General features: G+C 72.2%; 19 protein-coding genes. 7 read left to right on the top strand and 12 right to left on the bottom strand.

Annotation, left to right across the window (positions count from 1 at the left end; translation table 11 throughout):
• Positions 1 to 84: 84 nt before the first annotated feature.
• The 3 genes from ACTRO_RS29660 to rsmD all read right to left on the bottom strand — a co-directional run bounded on the left by ACTRO_RS29660 (position 85) and on the right by rsmD (position 2,417).
• Positions 85 to 1,176, bottom strand: a complete 1,092-nt coding sequence (locus ACTRO_RS29660) for an ATP synthase subunit B family protein (protein WP_051451584.1) — start codon at positions 1,174 to 1,176, stop codon at positions 85 to 87.
• 169 nt (positions 1,177 to 1,345) lie between these two features.
• Positions 1,346 to 1,858 (bottom strand): pantetheine-phosphate adenylyltransferase, encoded by a 513-nt coding sequence (gene coaD, locus ACTRO_RS29655; RefSeq protein WP_051451583.1) that lies wholly within the window; start codon positions 1,856 to 1,858, stop codon positions 1,346 to 1,348.
• Positions 1,848 to 2,417, bottom strand: a complete 570-nt coding sequence (gene rsmD, locus ACTRO_RS29650) for a 16S rRNA (guanine(966)-N(2))-methyltransferase RsmD (protein ID WP_034268336.1) — start codon at positions 2,415 to 2,417, stop codon at positions 1,848 to 1,850. Before rsmD ends, coaD begins: the two co-directional genes overlap by 11 nt.
• Before the next feature lie 126 nt (positions 2,418 to 2,543).
• Between rsmD and ACTRO_RS29645 the strand changes: the two genes are divergently transcribed.
• Positions 2,544 to 3,047, top strand: a complete 504-nt coding sequence (locus tag ACTRO_RS29645) for a PNPOx family protein (protein WP_211244454.1) — start codon at positions 2,544 to 2,546, stop codon at positions 3,045 to 3,047.
• On the opposite strand, the gene ACTRO_RS29640 is transcribed toward ACTRO_RS29645, so the two are convergent.
• Genes ACTRO_RS29640 through ACTRO_RS29625 form a run of 4 tightly spaced genes read right to left on the bottom strand, consistent with a single transcriptional unit; the run spans position 3,016 to position 9,033 of the window.
• Positions 3,016 to 4,026, bottom strand: a complete 1,011-nt coding sequence (locus tag ACTRO_RS29640; protein ID WP_034268330.1) for a hypothetical protein — start codon at positions 4,024 to 4,026, stop codon at positions 3,016 to 3,018. The genes ACTRO_RS29645 and ACTRO_RS29640 overlap by 32 nt on opposite strands.
• Positions 4,023 to 4,952: an SCO2583/SCO2584 N-terminal domain-containing protein gene (locus ACTRO_RS44120; RefSeq protein WP_051451582.1), complete on the bottom strand. Its 930-nt coding sequence runs from the start codon at positions 4,950 to 4,952 to the stop codon at positions 4,023 to 4,025. The genes ACTRO_RS29640 and ACTRO_RS44120 overlap by 4 nt, the downstream gene beginning before the upstream one ends.
• 60 nt (positions 4,953 to 5,012) lie before the next feature.
• Positions 5,013 to 7,226: an ATP-dependent DNA helicase RecG gene (recG, locus tag ACTRO_RS29630; RefSeq protein WP_034268327.1), complete on the bottom strand. Its 2,214-nt coding sequence runs from the start codon at positions 7,224 to 7,226 to the stop codon at positions 5,013 to 5,015.
• A gap of 58 nt (positions 7,227 to 7,284) precedes the next feature.
• On the bottom strand, positions 7,285 to 9,033 hold the full coding sequence (locus ACTRO_RS29625; protein WP_211244453.1) for a DAK2 domain-containing protein: 1,749 nt from the start codon (positions 9,031 to 9,033) through the stop codon (positions 7,285 to 7,287).
• A gap of 160 nt (positions 9,034 to 9,193) precedes the next feature.
• On the opposite strand from ACTRO_RS29625, the gene rpmB reads away from it, so the two are divergent.
• The 3 genes from rpmB (at position 9,194) to ACTRO_RS29610 (ending at position 11,252) form a co-directional block, all read left to right on the top strand.
• Positions 9,194 to 9,382: a 50S ribosomal protein L28 gene (gene rpmB, locus ACTRO_RS29620; protein ID WP_034268322.1), complete on the top strand. Its 189-nt coding sequence runs from the start codon at positions 9,194 to 9,196 to the stop codon at positions 9,380 to 9,382.
• Positions 9,383 to 9,555: 173 nt separating this feature from the next.
• On the top strand, positions 9,556 to 10,077 hold the full coding sequence (locus ACTRO_RS29615) for a SigE family RNA polymerase sigma factor (RefSeq protein WP_245594526.1): 522 nt from the start codon (positions 9,556 to 9,558) through the stop codon (positions 10,075 to 10,077).
• Positions 10,074 to 11,252: a hypothetical protein gene (locus ACTRO_RS29610; protein WP_034268319.1), complete on the top strand. Its 1,179-nt coding sequence runs from the start codon at positions 10,074 to 10,076 to the stop codon at positions 11,250 to 11,252. Before ACTRO_RS29615 ends, ACTRO_RS29610 begins: the two co-directional genes overlap by 4 nt.
• A gap of 9 nt (positions 11,253 to 11,261) precedes the next feature.
• Here the strand turns inward: ACTRO_RS29610 and thiD are convergent, their stop codons facing one another.
• Positions 11,262 to 12,074 (bottom strand): bifunctional hydroxymethylpyrimidine kinase/phosphomethylpyrimidine kinase, encoded by an 813-nt coding sequence (gene thiD, locus ACTRO_RS29605; RefSeq protein ID WP_034268317.1) that lies wholly within the window; start codon positions 12,072 to 12,074, stop codon positions 11,262 to 11,264.
• Entirely contained in the window at positions 12,071 to 13,066 is a 996-nt protein-coding gene (locus ACTRO_RS29600) for a thiamine-phosphate kinase (RefSeq protein WP_245594525.1), read from the bottom strand. The genes thiD and ACTRO_RS29600 overlap by 4 nt, the downstream gene beginning before the upstream one ends.
• A 343-nt stretch (positions 13,067 to 13,409) precedes the next feature.
• Between ACTRO_RS29600 and ACTRO_RS29595 the strand changes: the two genes are divergently transcribed.
• Both ACTRO_RS29595 and ACTRO_RS29590 read left to right on the top strand, forming a co-directional pair.
• Complete coding sequence (locus ACTRO_RS29595) at positions 13,410 to 13,646, top strand: Lrp/AsnC ligand binding domain-containing protein (protein WP_084317185.1); 237 nt, start codon at positions 13,410 to 13,412, stop codon at positions 13,644 to 13,646.
• Positions 13,643 to 14,188 carry a DUF3515 family protein gene (locus tag ACTRO_RS29590; RefSeq protein WP_051451581.1) on the top strand — a complete coding sequence of 182 codons (546 nt, stop codon included), beginning with the start codon at positions 13,643 to 13,645 and terminating at the stop codon, positions 14,186 to 14,188. The genes ACTRO_RS29595 and ACTRO_RS29590 overlap by 4 nt, the downstream gene beginning before the upstream one ends.
• Before the next feature lie 85 nt (positions 14,189 to 14,273).
• Here the strand turns inward: ACTRO_RS29590 and ACTRO_RS29585 are convergent, their stop codons facing one another.
• The 3 genes from ACTRO_RS29585 to ACTRO_RS29575 all read right to left on the bottom strand — a co-directional run bounded on the left by ACTRO_RS29585 (position 14,274) and on the right by ACTRO_RS29575 (position 17,564).
• Positions 14,274 to 15,422, bottom strand: a complete 1,149-nt coding sequence (locus ACTRO_RS29585; RefSeq protein WP_034268309.1) for a D-alanine--D-alanine ligase family protein — start codon at positions 15,420 to 15,422, stop codon at positions 14,274 to 14,276.
• Between the two features lie 373 nt (positions 15,423 to 15,795).
• The gene (locus ACTRO_RS29580; protein WP_034268307.1) at positions 15,796 to 16,800 is read right to left on the bottom strand and encodes an NAD(P)H-dependent glycerol-3-phosphate dehydrogenase; all 1,005 of its coding nucleotides are present in this window, start codon (positions 16,798 to 16,800) and stop codon (positions 15,796 to 15,798) included.
• The gene (locus tag ACTRO_RS29575; RefSeq protein ID WP_084316613.1) at positions 16,797 to 17,564 is read right to left on the bottom strand and encodes a lysophospholipid acyltransferase family protein; all 768 of its coding nucleotides are present in this window, start codon (positions 17,562 to 17,564) and stop codon (positions 16,797 to 16,799) included. Before ACTRO_RS29575 ends, ACTRO_RS29580 begins: the two co-directional genes overlap by 4 nt.
• 151 nt (positions 17,565 to 17,715) lie before the next feature.
• Here ACTRO_RS29575 and cofC point away from each other — a divergent pair, with 151 nt between their 5' ends.
• Positions 17,716 to 18,561, top strand: coding sequence for a 2-phospho-L-lactate guanylyltransferase (gene cofC, locus ACTRO_RS29570; RefSeq protein ID WP_063628095.1), 846 nt, complete (start codon positions 17,716 to 17,718; stop codon positions 18,559 to 18,561).
• Positions 18,562 to 18,588: the final 27 nt, after the last annotated feature.

Genomic DNA, 18,588 nt, shown 5'->3' with positions numbered 1-18,588 from the left:
CGACGACGCCCGGGCGCCGACGGTGCGGATGTCACCGTCGGCGCCCGGGCGTTCACGCGGCGTCAGGCCACCGCCGCGCGTGGCTCAGCGGTACTGCTGTTGCTGCTGGAACTGGCGCACGTCGATCAGGCCGGTGTCGAAGTACGAGGTCTCGTCCGCCGGGTACTCCGGCCCGGGACCCGGCTGGTGGCCGGGGTGGCCGTAGCCGGCCGGGGCGCCGTAGCCCTGCTGCTGGCCGTAGGCGTCCTGGCCGTAGGGGGCCTCGGCCGGGAACTCGCCGGTGCCGTAGCCCTGGACCGCGCCCTGGTCGTATCCGGGCTGCTCGTACGCGCCGCTGTCGTAGCCCTGGGCTTCGGCGGCGTAGTACGGCTGCTGCGGAGCCTGAGCGTAGCCCTGCTCGTCGTAGCCGGTGTGCGGGTGCGGCTCGTAGGGGCGCTCGGCCTCCTCGAAGGCGATCCGGGTGAACTCCCCGGTCGTCTCGAAGCTGCCGGAGTCGAAGTTGCCCCCGTCGAAGCCGTTGCCGTCGAAGCCGCCGCCGTCGAAGGTGCCGCCGGTCTCGAAGTCGTTGCCCTCGAAGCGGTTCTCGCCCTCGAAGTCGTTGCCCTCGAAGCGGTTGTCGTAGGGCTCGCGCACCTGCGGCATCTCGCCGGTGCCGGAGAAGTCCCGGGACCGCTTGCGCTCGGCCGCGACCAGGTCCTGCTCCTCGACGTGCCGGCCGAGCTCCTCCATCGGGTTGCTGCCGCGCATCTTGTCGCGGCCGCGGCCGACGGCCTGGAGCGTCTTGCCCAGCACCACCTCGAAGTTGGCCAGCTTCTGGTCGACGTACTCGTCCGCCTCGGCCCGGATGGCGTCCGCCTCGCGGCGGGCTTCGTCCAGGATGTGCGACGCCGCCCCGCGGGCCTCGCGGGAGATGTCGGTGTTGTTGATGATGGAGTCGCGCTCCCCGCGGGTGCGCTCGATCAGGCGTTCGGCCTCGCGACGGCCTTCGGCCAGGACGGACTCGCGGTCGTCCAGAACCCGGCGGGCCCGGTCCATCTCCTCCGGCATCCCGCGCTTGAGCTCGTCGAGCAGCTCGAGCACCTGTGTGCGGTTGATGACGCACGACGCCGACATCGGCATCGCACGCGCACCCTCCACGATCTCGATGAGCTCGTCGATCTTCGCGTTGACGTCCAACGGACTCCAACTCCCTGCGTCACCTAGGCGCCGCCGGCTCGGCCGCGCCCGTCCACGGTACCCCGAACCGCGCGGCGGACGGAGAGCACCGAGGCAACTGCCCCCTTTGTCCGGAAAGTCCGGGCGTCAGCCCTCGGCGACGCGGGCCGGGGCGCCGACGGGGTGTCGGCTACTTGCGCAGCCGCTCGACCAGCTGCGCCAGCACCGGCTCGGGCAGCAGCCCGGAGACGTCGCCGCCGAGTGCGCAGACCTCCTTGATCAGCGAGGAGGACAGGAAGCTGTAGAGCGGGTTGGTGGCGACGAACAGGGTCTCGACGCCGGCCAGCCGGTGGTTCATCTGCGACATCTGAAGTTCGTAGTCGAAGTCGCCCACCGCCCGCAGACCCTTGACGATCGCCTTGATCCCGCGCTCGGCGCAGAAGTCCACCAGCAGGCCGTCGACCATCTCGACGGTGACGTTGGGCAGGTGCCCGGTCACCTCGCGGATCATGCGCATCCGCTCCTCGAAGGGGAACAGGCCGTTCTTGCCCGCGTTCTTGCCCACCGCGACGACGACTTCGTCGAAGAGCCCGGTCATGCGGGTGATGATGTCAAGGTGTCCGTTGGTCACCGGGTCGAAGGATCCGGGGCAGACCACCCGGCGCCGGGGCGAGGGCCCGGGGTTCGTAGCGTCACTGCTCACGGCGGTGACCGTACCAGAGGGTGCCTTCGCCGTACTTCCGGGCCCGGAGCGGATCGAAGCCCTCGGGCCACGGGAACTCCGGATCGCGGCTGGCGCGCTCGACGCAGACCAGCGCGCTCTCGGCGAGCCAGCCGTGCCGGGCGAAGTCCGCGATCAGCTCGCCCAGCGCCTTCGCCTCGAGCGCGTAGGGCGGGTCGAGGAAGAGCACCTCGTACGGCGCCTCGGCGCAGTCCTGCGCGGCCACCTGCTCGACCCGGTCGGTCAGCAGCCGGCCGCCGGGCACGCCGACGGTGCGCAGGTTGGTCCGGATCGCCTCGGCGGCGCGCGGGTCGGTCTCGATCATCAGGGCCGCCGCGGCGCCGCGGGACAGTGCCTCGACGCCGACCGCGCCGGAGCCGGCGAACGCGTCGATCACCCGCATTCCGCCGAGGCCGTGCAGACGCGCGTCGAGCGACGAGAACAGCCCCTCCCTGGCCCGGTCGGAGGTCGGACGGGTACCGGCGCCGGGCGGCACGACGAGCTGCCGGCCGCGGGCCTGGCCTGCGATGATCCTGGTCACCGGGCCAGTTTACGGGGCCCGGCGGCCGGGACGCGGCTGTGCGCGGGCTGTGCGGTTGCTGGGGATTCGCCGGTAACCGCCCGTTTCCGTTGCGGCCCGGCGGGGGCGGGTCTAGCGTCGGGATGCATGAGTACTGACACCTCATCCACGCCGGGTGCCGGGGCCCCGGGGCAGCCGCAGACCATGGCCTACCAGCAACTTCTGAACCGGATCATGCGCGGGCTGCTGGCCGCGCCGCTCGTCTCGTCGGGCATCGGCAGGTACCTGATCACGCTCTACGTCGTCGGCCGCAAGAGCGGACGGCGCTACGACGTGCCGGTCGCCTACGTCGAGCACGAGGACGCGCTGCTGATCGGCACATGCTTCGGCTGGGCCAAGAACCTGCGCACCGGTGAGCCGCTCGACGTGCGGTACAAGGGCAGGCGCCGCAGCGCCGACGTCGAAATGATCCGGGACGAGACCAGCGTGGTCGCGCTCTACGACGTGATCTGCCGGCACAACAAGAACTTCGCCAAGTTCAACAAGATCGCCATCGAGGCCGACGGCAGCCCCCGCCCGGCCGACCTGCGGCAGGCCTGGCAGAGCGGCGCACTGGTGATCAAACTGAAGCTTCGCCGACCGTCGGCCTGATCCGGGACCTGATGAAGGCCGCGGCGAGCAGGACGACCGTCTGCGCGACGAGCAGCCAGAATCCGAGCTCGAGCGAGGTGTGGATCACCGAGCCGACCGAGCCGTCACCCATCCGGCCGATGACCTCTGCGCCGTGCCGACCGTAGAGCGAGGACACCGGCCAGATGACTCGGACCACGCCGTCCACGATCAGGCGGACCGCGCTGAAGACGGGCACGAGGAACGCGGCGACGGAGAGGAACCGCGAACGGAACACGACGGCCGAGACCGCCACGATCGCGATGAACACCCAGTCGGCCAGGTATCCGCCCTTCGTCACGGCGGTGGCGTCGGTATAGGTGCAACAGTGCAGGCCACGGGTCAGGTCGTGATCGATCCGGATGTCGACCAGGTTCGAACCGACGGCGCAGGCGAGGCTGACCAGGCCGGCGGCGATGCCGAGCTGCCGGATTCGGGCACGGGTGGCCGGCGGCGGCGGTGGAGCGGCCGGGCCCTCGGCTCGGCGCCGGCGGATGAGTTCGGCCGCGGACAGGGCCCCCGCCGACGTACCGGCGATGAGCGAGACACAGAACAGGTAATTCCCGGGGTAGGTTCCGTTCCAATCCACCGGGCGCAGATCACTGGGTGCGGTGGCCGCCCAGGACAAGCCGATGAACATCGACAGACCCAGGCCGAGCGTCCGGGTGCGCAGGCGCAGCAGCAGGACGCCGATCAGAACGAAGCCGAGGCAGGCCGTCCCCTTGTCGGATATCTCGGCGGTGTAATCGCCCTGCACGGGGTTGATCAGGACTTTCGTCTGCCCGAAGACCAGCCACGCCACCTGCAGCACGGCCGTGGAGAACCACAGCACGGCCGCCGCGACCGTCGGTATCGTCCGGCGTTCGCTCCAGGCGTCGCCGACCTGCGCGGGTACGGCCGGCAGCGAGATGTCGCCGCCTCGGCCGGGCACCGGCACGGCCCACGGATCGATCTGGGTCACGGGTTGTCCTCCCCTTCCGCTGACAGGTTCTCGCCGATCGAGGTCTGCAGCGGATTCAGCAGCTTCCCCAGGTCCTCGGCGTCGGTCCCGCGGCCGTCGGCCCACTGCGCCATGAAGACGCCGAGCTGGTGCCCGTCGCTGGCGAAGTCCTGCACGACCGCGTCCTCGGCGGACAGGTCCGCCAGGCCGGAGTCCACCGGCGGGATCTGCGTGGCGACCTCGAAGTCGGTCTCGTTCATGGACAGGTCGTTCATGATCCGCAGCGCGTCCCGGGTGTCCTCGAGCGTGAAGACCACGACGTTGAACTGGTCGCCCGCCGCGTCCTTGTAAAGCGCTTCCTCGCCGCCCACGCAGCCGTTGCTCTGCGCGAGCAGGCCCGCCAGCCTCGCGCCGACCAGGTCGGACTTGATGCAGTCGGCGAGCCTGCCGGACTGCAGCAGCTCGTACGAGGCTCCGTCCGCGGCCGGGACGGTCTTGGGGAACAGCTGCGCCAGCGGGATCATCCCGTCCGCGGCGAGGTACGCGGAGTCGCTCGTCGCGGTGACCGTCGAGGTCGCCTGCTGCGCGTTCGCGCCTGCCGCTCCGGAGCGGCCGCGGTCGGTCTCGATCATGGCGAAGGCGAGCGCGCCGATGATCACGGCGATCGCGGTGTTGCGCGGCCAGGCCCGGCCGCCGGGGTTTCCGCGGCGGTACTTCGCCTTGCGCGCGCCGTTCGCCTCGACCGTGGCGTCGCCGAAGGTCGGAGCGTCGCCGCGCCACGGCGTGGTCGGCGGTGGCTGGTCACGCCACTGGCTCTGCAGCATCCGCGCCCGGGCCGAGGGCTCGTGCACGCGGGCCGGCCGCCCGGCTGCCATATCGCGCAGCAGTTTCGCGAACTCCGCGTCGAATTCCGGATCCGGCTCGGGTCCCCCCACGGTGTCGGTCACGGGCCGAGATTAGGGTGGCCAGGCCATTACGGCAAGAGCCAAACGTGAGCCAACCTCATGTCATGTCATGGCCAGGTAGTCGGCCCGATCAGAGTCCTGCAACGCGGCCACCGCGGCGCGCAGCCCCGGCTGCCCGGCCAGCTCCGGGTCCTCGGCGACCAGCTCCGTCGCGGCCTGCCTGGCCCGGCCGATCAGCTCCTCGTCCTTGAGCACCGAGAGCAGTCGCAGGGAGCTGCGCCGTCCGGACTGGGCCGCCCCGAGCACGTCGCCCTCGCGGCGCTGCTCGAGGTCGATCCGGGAGAGCTCGAACCCGTCCAGCGTGCCCGCCACCGCGTCCAGCCGCTCCCGCGCCGGGGTGTCCGCGAACGCCTCCGTCACCAGCAGGCACAGGCCCGGGACGCTGCCCCGGCCGACCCGGCCGCGCAGCTGGTGCAGCTGGGAGACGCCGAAGCGGTCGGCGTCGAGGATGACCATGACGCTCGCGTTCGGCACGTTCACGCCGACCTCGACCACGGTCGTGGCCACCAGCACGTCCAGCGAGCCCTCGTTGAACGCCGTCATCACCTCGTCCTTCTCCGCGGGCGCGAGCCGGCCGTGCAGCACGCCGATGCGCAGACCGGCCAGCGGCCCGGCCTCGAGCTCGGCCGCGATGTCGGCGACGGCCAGCGGGGCACGGCGCTCCGACTCGGCGGCCTCGGGCGGCGGCGCGTCGCTCTCGTCCCCGTCCGTCTCGTCGCCGGCCTCGCCGCCGATCCGCGGGCACACGACATAGGCCTGATGCCCGGCGGCGACCTCCTCCCGGATCCGCTCCCAGGCGCGGACGAAGAAGTTCGGCTTCTCCAGCGCGGGCACCACGTGCGTCGAGATCGGCGAGCGGCCGCCGGGCAGCTCGGCCAGCACGGACGTCTCCAGGTCGCCGAACACGGTCATGGCCACGGTGCGCGGGATCGGCGTCGCGGTCATCACCAGCAGGTGCGGCGGCACGGATCCCTTCGCGCGCAAAGCGTCGCGCTGCTCCACGCCGAACCGGTGCTGCTCGTCCACCACCACCAGGCCGAGGTCCTGGAACTGCACGTGCTCCTGGATGACGGCGTGCGTGCCGACCACGATCCCGGCGTCCCCGCCGGCCGCGTCGAGCAGGTTCGCCTTGCGTTCCTTCGCGCCCTGAGAACCCGTCAGCAGCGCGACCTTCGTCCCGTCCGGGTCGCCGTCGAGCTGGCCCGGGCGGGCGATCGAGCCGAGCATCTGCGTGATCGAACGGTGGTGCTGCTGCGCGAGCACCTCGGTCGGGGCCAGCAGCACGGCCTGGCCGCCGCCGTCCACGACCGTCAGCATCGCCCGCAGCGCCACGATCGTCTTGCCGGAACCCACCTCGCCCTGCAGCAGCCGGTGCATCGGGTGGGTCTGCGCCAGGTCCTGCTCGATCTCGGCGCACACGGCCTGCTGGCCGGCGGTCAGCGTGAACGGAAGCCGCTGGTCGAAGCGCTCGAGCACGCCCCCGGGCCGGCTCTCGCGGGCGGCGGCCGTCTCACCCAGCGAGGCGAGCCGGCGCTTCGCCAGCACGATCTGCAGCGGCAGGGCCTCGTCCCACTTCAGCCGCTCCTTGGCCGGGAAGGTCTCGGCGACCTCGTCGGGCCGGTGCACGCGCTCGAACGCGGTGCGCAGATCCATCAACCGGAACTGCTTGCGCAGCGCGGCCGGCAGCGGGTCCTCGAGCTGCGGCAGGGAGTCGAGCACGACCCGCACGCAGCGTTCGATGGTCCAGGTGGGCAGTTTCGCGGTGGCCGGATACACCGGCCGCGGCTTGGCGAACTCCTCCGCGGCCTTGCCCTCGTCCTCATCCGCGTCGTAGAGGTAGTACTCCGGCTGCACGACCTGCGGGCGGCCGCGGAAGCTGCCCACCTTGCCGGCGAAGAGGCCTGACTTGCCCGGCCGCAGCTCGCGGTCGGCCACCCAGGAGTTGAAGAAGGTCAGCTGGAGCGAGCCCCTGCCGTCGGTGATCTCCACCTCCACCCGCGGCGGCCGGCGGCCCGGCCCGGGATGCTTGGTGACCTTGGCCACCTCGGCCTGGACCGTGATCTCCTCGTCCAGCTGAACCCGGCTCAGATCCGAGAACTCGCCGCGCTCGTAGTAGCGCCGCGGGTAGTAGCGCAGCAGATCCCCGAGGGTCGCCAGTCTCAGCTCTTTGACCAGCACCTTCGCGGTGCGGTCGCCCACCACCCCGGCGAGGGGGAGGCCGAGGGGGTCCGCGGCCCCGGTTCCCGCGACGCTCATCCGCTTCCCTTCCTCGCTTCCGGCCACCCGCCTCCCGGGTGCCCGTCGGACGGGCCCGCTACTCGACCCCGATCAGCAGCGGCCAGTCCGTCTGCCCGCCGTCGTAGGCGACCACGTCCATCTCCGGCCTGCGGGCGAGCACCCGGCTGGTGACGGCGTCCACGAGCCGCGCGGTGGGCAGCCCGAGGCCCGCGCCGGCCACCAAGGTCACCATCTCACCGCCCGCCGACACCATCCGGTCCACCACGCCCAGCGCGGCCTCCAGCACGGAGTCCGCGATCACCGCGACGTCGTCCTCGATGAAGCCGAGCACGTCTCCGGCCGCGACCACGCCGGCCATCGTCCAGGCGTCGTCCTCGGCCAGCCGCAGCGCACCGTAGCGGGTGGCGCCGGCCGCCGCGGTCATCGCGACCACGTCGGCGTCGAAGCGGCGGCCCGGCTCGTGCACCGCGAGCGCGGCCACGGCCTGCACGGCCGCCTTGCTCGGGATCACCGCGACCCGCACCCCGGGCAGGTCGCGCTCGGCCTGGTCGGCCGCGGCGAAGGCGCCGGCCAGGCCGTCGGGGTCGGAGGTCACGATGACCACCTCGCGCACGCCCGCGTCCAGCACCGCCCGGCTCAGCTGCGCGCTGGTCGGCGGACGGTCGTCCGGGCCGGTCAGCGGCAGCGCGCCGGCCTCGGCGAACAGGGCGGCGATGCCCGGGCCGGCGGCCGCGGCCAGCACCACCCGGCCGGAGCGCGGCGCCGGGCGCGGGGTGCCGCCGTGGTCGAGGCACTCGGTCAGCGCGGTCACCCGCAGGTCGCGCGGACGGCCGTGGTCGAGCGCGGCCTCGATCGCCGGGCCCGGCTGATGCAGGTGGACGTGCACGCGGTAGCGGCCGGAACCGCCCGCTATGACCAGGGAGTCGCCGCCGTCGGCCGCGCAGATCCGCTCCAGCTCGGCCCGCAGCGCGTCCACCGACTCGGTGTCGATCAGGAAGACCAGCTCCAGCCCCGGACCCTGCCCGCCGGAGCCCTCGGACCGGCCCACCGAGGGCCGGCCCGACGACGACTTGGGCGGGCGCATCGGGCGCAGCAGCGAACGCCGTGCGGGCTCGAGCCGGCGCGGGTCGTACCCGCCGACCAGCGCGGCGAGCACGTCCAGGAACACGCAGACACCGCGGCCGCCGGCGTCGACCACGCCCGCGGCGGTCAGCGCGGGCAGCTGGCTCTGGGTCTCACGCAGCGCGGCCGCGGCGGCCTGCCGGGCGGCCTCGGCCACCGCGGCGAACGCGGGCGGCGGCGCGTCGGCGTCGGTGCTGCGGCGCACCAGCTCGCGGGCGGCTTCGGCGGCGGCCCGGGCGACCGAGAGCATCGTGCCCTCGACCGGCCGGGAGACGGCGCCGCGGGCCGCCTCGTCCGCCCGGGCCAGTGCGGCGGCGAGCACGCCGGGGTCGACGAAGCCGCCGACCCGGGCAGTCGCGGCCAGCTCGTCCGCCAGCCCGCGCAGCAACTGGGCCAGGATCGCGCCGGAGTTGCCGTGCGCGGCCTCCAGCGCTCCGTCCGCCAGCGCGCCCAGCGTCGCCGCCGCGCCCGCCGCCCCCGCGTCGGCGGAGCGCTCGAGCGCGTCGAGCCGCTCACACGCGGCGTCGAAGGTGAGGTAGAGGTTGGTGCCGGTGTCGCCATCGGGCACCGGGAAGACGTTGAGGGCGTCGATCTCCTCGCGCGCCCTGCCGAGCGCGGCCAGGCAGGCCCGGGCCCAGGCGCGCACCGCGGATCCGTCGACGGCTTCGAGCACGGCGCGCCCTTCCTGAGCGGGATTTCCCACCCGCCGACCACACTGGCAGAATCGATTGACAGCCCAACACCTTAGGTGTTCCGAAGGCGGATTGGCACCGGACCGGATTGGTGGGTTACCCTGACCAGGTTGCCCGGAACACGCCTGGGCGCGAGTCCACCTGTAACAACGGTCTTTTGGAGTGTCTCCCGTGGCTGCCAACTGTGACGTCTGCGGCAAGGGTCCGGGTTTCGGCATGAACGTGTCGCACTCGCACCGTCGCACCAAGCGTCGGTTCAACCCGAACATCCAGAACATCCGCACGACGCTGCCGAACGGCACGCCGAAGCGGCAGAACGTCTGCACCAAGTGCCTGAAGGCCGGCAAGGTCACTCGCTGACCTTCGCCTGCGCTCACCGGAGCACCGGAAGCCACGCAGAGCGTTTCCGAAGGGCGGTCCCCACGACATGTGGGTGACCGCCCTTCGAGGTGTCATTTGCACGCGCCGCCTCCGCGCTCCGCGGTGCGACCCGGCCGCCCTCGGGCCGGTTGGCGGCGGTGACCGATTTCCGCATGGACGGGATCCCGATGCCACCGCACCTACCTGACTGGGACTTCGCCGAGCACATGGCCACGCGCACGCCCTGGCTGCGGCGCGTCGCCTATCTGCTGTGCCAGGACTGGGACCAGGCCGACGACCTGGCGCAGATCTCGATGACGAGGCTCTACGCGCACTGGCCGCGGGACCGTACGTTCCAGAATCTGGACGGCCACCTGCGCGCCATCCTCGTCGACACCTTCATCTCCGAGACGCGCCGCCCCTGGTGGAAGCGCATCGTCTCCCCCGGGCACGTCGCCGAGGACCTCGCGGTCGAGACACCCGACCTGGACGTCTCGCTCAGCCTGCGCGATGCCTTCGCCACCCTGCCGCCGCGGCAGCGCGCCGCGCTCGTGCTGCGCTACTACTGCGATCTGACGGTGAAACAGACCGCGGCCGAACTCAACTGCTCCCAGAGCAGGGTCAAGTCCCACACCTCCCGCGCAATCGCGTCGCTGTGCGCGCTGCTCGAGATCGAAGGCGGGGTGTCAGCGTGAACAAGCAGCCCTTCTCCGACTGGATCGGCGACGAGGAGCAGCACGGCACAGCCGGGCAGAGCCGGTTCGATCCGGCCGAGGCTCTGCACCGGCTCGCCCAGGAGGCGGCGCCGCCGAGCCGGATCGACGTCGCCAAGGCGGCGCGGGACGGATTCCTGCTCCGCCGCCGGCACAAGATCGTCCGAAGCCTGGCCGGGGTGGCCGCCGTCGGTGCCGTCGCGACGGCAGGCCTGCTGCTGCCCGACAGAACGCTCGGCACCGCGAATCCGAGGTCCTCGGACACCTGCCCCACCTTGGTCGGCGAGGCCGATCCGGGGCCCGGCGACTACCGCACCGAGGTGCCCGGCCGGTTCGGCTGGCTGCCCTCGGATGAGGTCTCCCAGGTCAGCCAAGCGGTTCCGTTCTTCGACGGCGGCTTCGCGATCAGCACGAGCAGCCCGTACGTCCTCTACGCCGCTTCCGCCTCCGACCCGGATGTGGAGATCTCTCTGTCGGTCTACGCGTACGCGGCCCAGGTGCCGGGCCAGCAGGCCGCGGTGCCGCCGGGTTGCCCGGCCACGTCGGTCGTCTCCACCGCGGGCTATCGGATCGCCGCGCGGAACGTCAACGGCGGCAAGGCCTACTGGTTCACGATCCACCCGGACATCATCGACGACGAGGGGTCCGCCGAACTGGTCTGGCAGACGCCTTCGGGTACGTGGGCTTCGGTCTCCGGGTCCTACCTCGAGATCAACACGGCGGAGAAGACGCTCGAGCACGTGGCGGACACGGCCGTCATCGGTACCACGACCGTCGCCACTCCGCTGCAGATCAAGGGGGTACCCGCGCGAGCGCAGATGCGGCTCGCCCAGGTACAGGTCGATCGGCCCGTCGACGGCGGCACGAGCGCGTACAGCGTTCTGGTCACCCTGACCTTCGGCACCGGAGCGAACAGGGGGCAGGTCGAGATCTGGGCCGGTCCGCCGGATGAGGACCCGGACGCGGACCCGCTGCTTTCCTATCCGTCGCACACGTGCAGGACGATCACGGGCTGGCGGGTATGCGCTGCGGAGACGCGGTCGCCCGGCGTCGGGACCTCTATCGCCGGCGGGCTCGACACTGTGCTGCGCGACCTCGTCGTGTGCGGCCAGGACACCTCGACCTGGTCGGCGGACCTGATCACCGGCACGAAGTGACCGGCCGGCTCAGCGCGCGCCGGGATGCCCGACCGGTCCGATCCCCGCGCCGAGCGGATATCCGAGCGCGATGGCCTCGGTGACGTAGTCCTTCGCGCGCTGGACGGCCTCCGGCACCGGTACTCCGGTGCCCAGGAACGTGGCGACGGAGCTGGCGTACGTGCAGCCGGTGCCGTGCGTGTGCCGGTTGGGGATGCGTTCGGCGACGAACCAGTGCTCGGATTCGCCGTCGGTGAGCAGGTCGGCCGCGGCGTCGTCAGCGAGGTGGCCGCCCTTGAGCAGGATCCAGCGCGGACCGTGGGCGAGCAGGTCGCGAGCCGCCTCGCACATGGCCGCGCGGTCGGGCACAGGCCGGCCGAGCAGCCAGGCGGCTTCGTCGAGATTGGGCGTGAAGACCGTCGTGCGGGGCAGCAGCTCCGCCAAGAGCGCCGTGCGCGCCTGGCCGGCCAGCAGGGTGTCGCCGTGCTTGGAGAGCGCGACCGGATCCACCACGACCGGGACGTGCCCGCCGACCGTGCCCAGCAGCTCCGCGACGAGCCGTACGGTCCGCTCGTCGCCGAGCGCGCCGGTTTTGATCGCGTCCACGCCGATGTCGTCGACGCACGCGCGGAACTGTGCCTCGATCGCCGCCGGCGGGAGCGGCCAGGATCCGCTGACGCCCAGTGAGTTCTGCGCGGTGACAAGTATGATCGCGCTCATTCCGTGCCCGCCGAGCGCCTGAACGGTCTTCAGATCCGCCTGGATGCCTGCCCCGCCGCCGGAGTCCGAGCCCGCGATCGTCAGGACCCTGGGTCGGGCGGTGCCCGCACCGGGCCGGGTCACGAGAAGTGGTCCCAGCCGGCTGCTCCGGCCCAGGTTCGGCCACTCACCGTCACCAGCGGCGCGTCGTCGGCGGCACGTTCGTGCACCCGGCCGACCACGGTCCACCCAGCCGGGAGCGTGGCCTCCGGCGGGAAGGTCGCGGCCAGCGCGTGGTCCTCGCCGCCGGTCAGGATCCAGGAGAGCGGGTCGAGGCCGAGCTGCGCGGCCGTCTCGCGCAGCTGCGGGTCCAGCGGGAAGGCCTCGGGGTCCAGATCGACGGCCACGCCGCTCTCCTCGGCGATGTGCCCGAGGTCGGCGAGCAGGCCGTCACTCACGTCCAGCATGGCCGTCGCGCCCGCCTGAGCGGCCGCCGGACCTTGCTGGTAGGGGGGCTGAGGGCTGCGGTGCCGGGCCAAGGCGAGCTTCGGGCCGTCGATCTCCCGGCGCAGCAGCTCCAAGCCGCACGCGCTCCAGCCCAGCTCCCCGGCGAAGGCCACGACGTCGCCCGGCCGAGCGCCCGAGCGCAGCACCGGCGGCCGTCCGGCCAGGTCGCCGAGGGCGGTGACGGCCAGCATGAGCGTGTCCGCGCGCACGGTGTCGCCGCCGGCCACCGAGGCGTCCACCAGCGCGGCCTCGTCCGCGAGCCCCGCGGCCAGGTCCCTGGCCCAGCTCAGCGGCAGGTCGGCGGGCGCGACCAGGCCCACCAGCAGCGCCGTGCCGACCGCGCCCATGGCGGCGATGTCGGCCAGGTTCTGCGCAGCGGCCTTGCGCCCGATCTGGTACGCGCTGGACCAGTCCCGGCGGAAGTGGCGGCCCTCCACGAGCAGATCGGTGCTGGCCACCACGCGCCCGTCCGCCGCCGCGATCACCGCCGCGTCGTCGCCCGGGCCGAGCATTACCGCCGGACCCTGCTCCGCCCGCCGCGCCACTCGGTCGATCAGGCCGAATTCACCGATCTGGCCTAATGTGGAGTCACCGGTCAAATCACCCCGCCCCGCCTCTACCTCGCTCACGCAACCACCTCGCTAGCGCTCGGTGGGCGCGTTCGCGGGCACTCAGTGCCTATCGGTTCGCTCGCAAGCTCGCTCACGCAACCACCTCGCTAGCGCTCGGTAGGCGCGTTCGCGGACACTCAGTGCCTATCGGTTCGCTCGCAAGCTCGCTCACGCAACCACTGTAGACGCCACCCATGACGCCCCGGATCCTCGCCGAATCACGCGGATCCCCGCCGAACCACCCTCAAAGGTGTGGAACTAGGGGAACCCCCTTGCGGCATCCCCGGGTCGGGCCGGTAACGTTTCGCCGTCGCCTAGTTCTCATTGACTATAAGTAGTAGTCCAAATGGAGGGCTCCATCGTGGTTCAGGCCTACATCCTCGTACAGACCGAAGTCGGCCGCGCCGCCGCGGTGGCCGGCCAGATCACCGAGCTGCCCGGGGTACTGTCCGCTGAGGACGTGACCGGTCCCTATGATGTGATCGTGCGCACCGAAGCCGAGACCATGGACGACCTGGGCCGGCTCATCGTCGCCCGGATCCAGGTCATCGAGGGCATCACCCGGACCCTGACGTGCCCGGTGGTCAACCTCGGGTGAACAAGCTCAGAGTCCTTCTTCCCACCGCCGCGGTGGTGGCCGCCAGCGTCGCCGGAGCCGTGGCCTGGCTGGTGCTCAGCGCGGACAGCGCGGTCGCGGTCACCCCGCCGAAGGCCGACGCGAAGACCGAGGCCGCCTGCGCGACCCTGCAGCGCCACCTGCCCGCCACCGTGGACGGGCAGAAGCGCGACACCACCTCCCCCGACTCCCCGCTCACCGCCGCCTGGGGCTCCAGCCCGATCGTGCTCACCTGCGGCATCGGCGAACCGGCCGTCCTGGCCTCCGGCACCAAGCAGTACGACCCCAACGCCCAGGCCGTCTACAGCGCCGGCGTCTCCTGGCTGGTCGTGCCCGGCTCCGACGGCTACGCCTTCGTGGCGATCTACCGCTCCGTGTACGTCGAGGTGTTCGTGCCGAAGTCCTACAACCTCGCCGCGACCCAGGCGCCCACCATGGACGCGCCGACCGACCTCTCCCCCGCCGTCGTCGCCGGCACCACCCGCAACGACGGCCGCCCCGGCGCCGACGACGCCCCCGCGTAAGGCGAGCGCCGAAGCCCCCCGCTCACGTGTCAGGCCCGCTCCGAGACTCCGGAACGGGCCTGTTCGCTGTTCGCGTCGACGCGGCTCAGCGCAACCCGGCCGGACGCGTCAGCGCCTCGGTCAGCAACCGGTCCACCAGTTCGCCGTAGGCCACCCCGGTGGCCGCCCACATCTGCGGGAACATCGAGGTCGGGGTGAACCCGGGCATCGTGTTCACCTCGTTGACCACGAAGCCGCCCTCGTCCAGCAGGAAGAAGTCCACCCGGGCCAGCCCTTCGCACTCGAGCGCGAGGAACGCCGCCACCGCCAGCTCGCGGATCTCAGCCAGCTGCGACTCGGTGAGCCGCGCGGGCAGGTCGATGTCGGTGGTGCCGTCCAGGTACTTGGCCTCGAAGTCGTAGAACTCGTGGCCCTCGTGCACCTTGATCTCGGCCGGCAGCGAGGCCTCCGGCCGCGCGCCGTGGATCCCGGCCAGCACGCCGACCTCGATCTCCCGGCCGCGCAGCATGCCCTCGATCACCAGCTTCGGATCGTGCGCCCGCGCCGCCTCGATCGCGGCGCCGAGCTGCTCCGGCCCGTGCACCTTCGAGATGCCGTTGGACGACCCGCCGCGGGCCGGCTTGACGAACACCGGGTAGTCGAGCTCTGCGACCGCCTGGCGCACCGCCGCCGGGTCCTGGTCCCACTGCGCCGCGCGCAGCGACACGTACGGCCCGACCGGCAGCCCCGAGGCCGCCAGCAGGCGCTTCATCACGTCCTTGTCCATCGACACCGCTGAGGAGAGCACCCCGGAGCCCACGTAGGGGATCCCGGCGAGCTCGAGCAGCCCCTGCAGCGTGCCGTCCTCGCCGTACGGCCCGTGCAGCAGCGGCAGCACCACGTCCACGTCGCCGAGGACCTTGGGCACCGCGCCCGGCTCGTGCACCGTCAGCTCACGCGCGGTCGGGTCCGGCGCCATGGTCACCAGCGCGCCGCTGGTCTCGTCCAGCCGCGGCGGCAGCGCGCCGTCGGTGATCGCGAGCTGGTCGGCGATCCCATCCGCGAGCACCCAGCGGCCGTCGGTGGAGATCCCGACCGGCACGACCTCGTAGCGCTGCGGATCGAGGACCTTCAGCACGCTGCCGGCGGTGACGCAGGAGATGGCGTGTTCGCTGGAGCGGCCGCCGAACACGACGGCGACACGCACCTTGACATCGGTGGCGGAGTGGGCGGGAACGGCAATCGGGTCGCTCATAGTCCCAAGACACTAATAGGGGAACAAGGGCTAGGTCGAGCTGGGGCGGCCGCCAGAGTCCGAGCGAGTGATGCTCATCAGTCGAGCGGACCTCTACTCAGCCCGATCCTGTGGCGGTGAGGCCGGCTCGAGAACCCGGTGAGCTGCGGATCCCACATCGGCACAGGGATCTTCCGCAAGGCGCTCCAACACGACGCGCACCCGGATGCCTAGGGCGTGTTGAGAAGTAGCGTCGGCTCAGGCCACGGCGTCTGACGCGTGCGCTCGCAAGGCGCCGGGTCGGGCGCATACTCGGCCGTCTGTAACCGATCCGGCAACGCAGCGAGCGTGCGTGGCAGGCGTCGCGGCCCCGGCGATACTTCTCAAACGCGCCCTAGTACAAGGCCTCGGACTTCGCGGTCCGCGCCATCAGCGTCGCGAGCATCTCCTTCGGCGAGTGGCCTTCATGGACCACACCGACCACGGCGCGCGCGATCGGCATGTCCACTCCGTGGCGCTCCGCCAGCTCCAGCACCGATCGGCAGGACTTCACGCCCTCGGCCGTCTCGCGCACCAGTTCGCTCGTCTCGGCCACGCTCAGCCCGCGCCCGAGGTGCACGCCGAACATGTGGTTGCGCGAGAGCGAGGAACCGCAGGTGGCCACCACGTCGCCGAGGCCGGCCAGGCCGGCGAAGGTGTACGGGTCGGCGCCCGCGGCCACGCCGAGGCGCGTGGTCTCGGCCAGGCCGCGGGTGATCAGGGTGCCCTTGGCGTTGTCGCCGAAGCCCATCCCGTCGGCCATCCCGGCGGCCAGGCCGATCACGTTCTTGACCGCGCCGCCGAGCTCGCAGCCGATCACGTCGGTGCTGGTGTACGGCCGCAGGTACGGGGTGTGGCAGGCCTTCTGCAACCGCTCCGCGGTCGACTGGTCGGCGCTGGCCACCACCGTGCCGGCCGGCATCCGGCGGACGATCTCGTGCGCCAGGTTGGGTCCGGAGACCACCGCGATCCGGTCCGGCCCGGCCCCGCTGCACTCGGCGATGACCTCGCTCATCCGCATGCAGGTGCCCAGCTCGATCCCCTTCATCAGCGAGACGAACACGGTCTCCGGCCCGGCCAGCCCGGCCCAGGTGGACAGGTTGGCCCGCAGCGTCTGCGACGGCACCGCGAGCACCACGATGCCCGCGCCGTCGAGCGCCTCGGCCGGATCGGTGGTCGCGCTCATCCCGTCCGGCAAGATGATCCCGGGCAGGTAGTCCGGGTTCTGCCGGTCCACGTTGATCGACTGGATCAGGTCCGGACGGCGGCCGCACAGCGTCACCTCGGTGCCGGCGTCCGCCAGCACCATGCCGAACGCGGTACCCCAGTTGCCCGGACCGAAGACGGCGGCGCGCGTCATTCGCTCGCCTCCGCGGCCTCGGCCGGCGCGGCCGGCACGATGCTCGGCTCGGCCTCGTTCCCCGGCGGCTGGAAGCGCACGGCCGGCGCCGTCTCGCCGCGCAGCCCCTCGAGCAGCTTGGTGATCTCGTCCATGATGTAGTCGGTCACCTCCTGCTCCGCGGCCCGGTCGCGCTTGCGGTCGGCCCACGGGCTCAGGTCCAGCGCCGGTCCGGCGACCACCTTGAGGGTCTTGCGGGGGAAGAACTGCGGCTTGGTCGAGTAGGGCGCGAACACCTCCTGGGCACCCCACTGGGCCACCGGGATCACCGGCACGCCGGTGCGCAGGGCGATCCGGGCCGCGCCGGTGCGCCCGGCCATCGGCCACAGCTCAGGGTCCTTCGTCATGGTGCCCTCGGGGTAGAAGATCACCGTCTCCCCGCGCTTGATCGCGTCCTGCGCCGCCAGCAGCGCCTTGACCGCGTCCCGGGAGCCGCGCTGCACCGGGATCTGGCCGGCCGCCTTGAACAGCCGGCCGAGCACCGGGTTCTTGAACACCCCGGACTTGGCGGTGAACCGCGGCGTGCGGCCGTTGGCCACCACGAAGTGCCCGACCGAGATCGGGTCGAAGAAGGAGTAGTGGTTCGCCACGACCAGCGCGCCGCCGGTCTCCGGCAGGTTCTCCTTGCCGCGCCAGTCCCGCTTGCACAGGACCGCCATGATCGGCCGGACGATCGCGGCGATGAACAGGAACGCGAAACCGGGGCGCGGATTGCGGCGGGCCACTTGGGGGTCCTTCCGGTCGGCCGTAGCGGCGCGACGTGGGTCGACGAACTCTTGCGAACTTCCAGCCTAGTCTCCCGTGTGGGCCGGGGTCATGCCAAGGCGCGTCGCTCGGACGCGACGTGGCTCACGTCGCGAATGTAATCATGGTCGGGTGTGGTCCCTGGTGATTCCGGTCAAGCGCCTGTCCGCGGCCAAGACCCGGCTCGAGCCCGTCCCGCCGGAGCGGCGGCGCCGGCTCGCGCTGGCCTTCGTGCACGACTGCGTCACCGCGGCCCTGGCGACGCCGCAGGTCGCCCAGGTCCTGGTGGTCACCGCCGATACCGCGGCCGCGCAGCGGCTTTCCGCCCTCGGTGCGCGCATCGCGGTGGAACCGGCCGCCGACGAAGTGCTCTCGGCCGCCCAGCGGCTGAACGCGGCGATCGCCTACGGGGCCGGGCGATCCCGGCATCAACGCCCCGACCTGCGGGTGGGAGCACTCACCGGCGACCTTCCGGCGCTGCGGCCGGCCGAACTGGCCGAGGCGCTCGCGCACGCGGCCGTGAATCCGGGACGCAGCTTCGTCCCCGACGCCGCGGGCAGCGGCACGACCTTGCTGCTCGGTTCCCTCGACGGCGTCCTGGATCCGCGCTTCGGCCCGGACTCGCGCGCCCGTCACGCCGAGAGCGGCGCCGCTCCATGGCTGGCAGCGGGCCCGTCGCTGCGCCAGGACGTGGACACGCTCGCGGACCTCGAAGCGGCGTTAAGGTTGGGCGTGGGGGCCCATACCGCGCACGAGATTGGCCTAGGACTGATGCAGGGAACGGTCAGGAGCTTCGATCCGGAGACCAGGGGCGGCACCGTGCTGCTCGACGACGGCACCGAGCTGCCCTACGACGCCGCGGCCTTCGACGCCGGCGGCCTGCGGCTGGCCCGGATCGGCCAGCGCGTCGCCCTGCGCGCCGACGGGCAGGGCCGGATCACGGCCCTGACGCTGGCCACCCTGCCCCTGCCCGACTGAGCCCGCCCGCGCCCGCTGCGCGGCCGG

It is taken from the genome of Actinospica robiniae DSM 44927 (assembly GCF_000504285.1).
GTDB lineage: Bacteria > Actinomycetota > Actinomycetes > Streptomycetales > Catenulisporaceae > Actinospica > Actinospica robiniae.
Note: the sequence above shows the minus strand (reverse complement) of the source record. Positions and strands in the feature narration are given on the sequence as shown.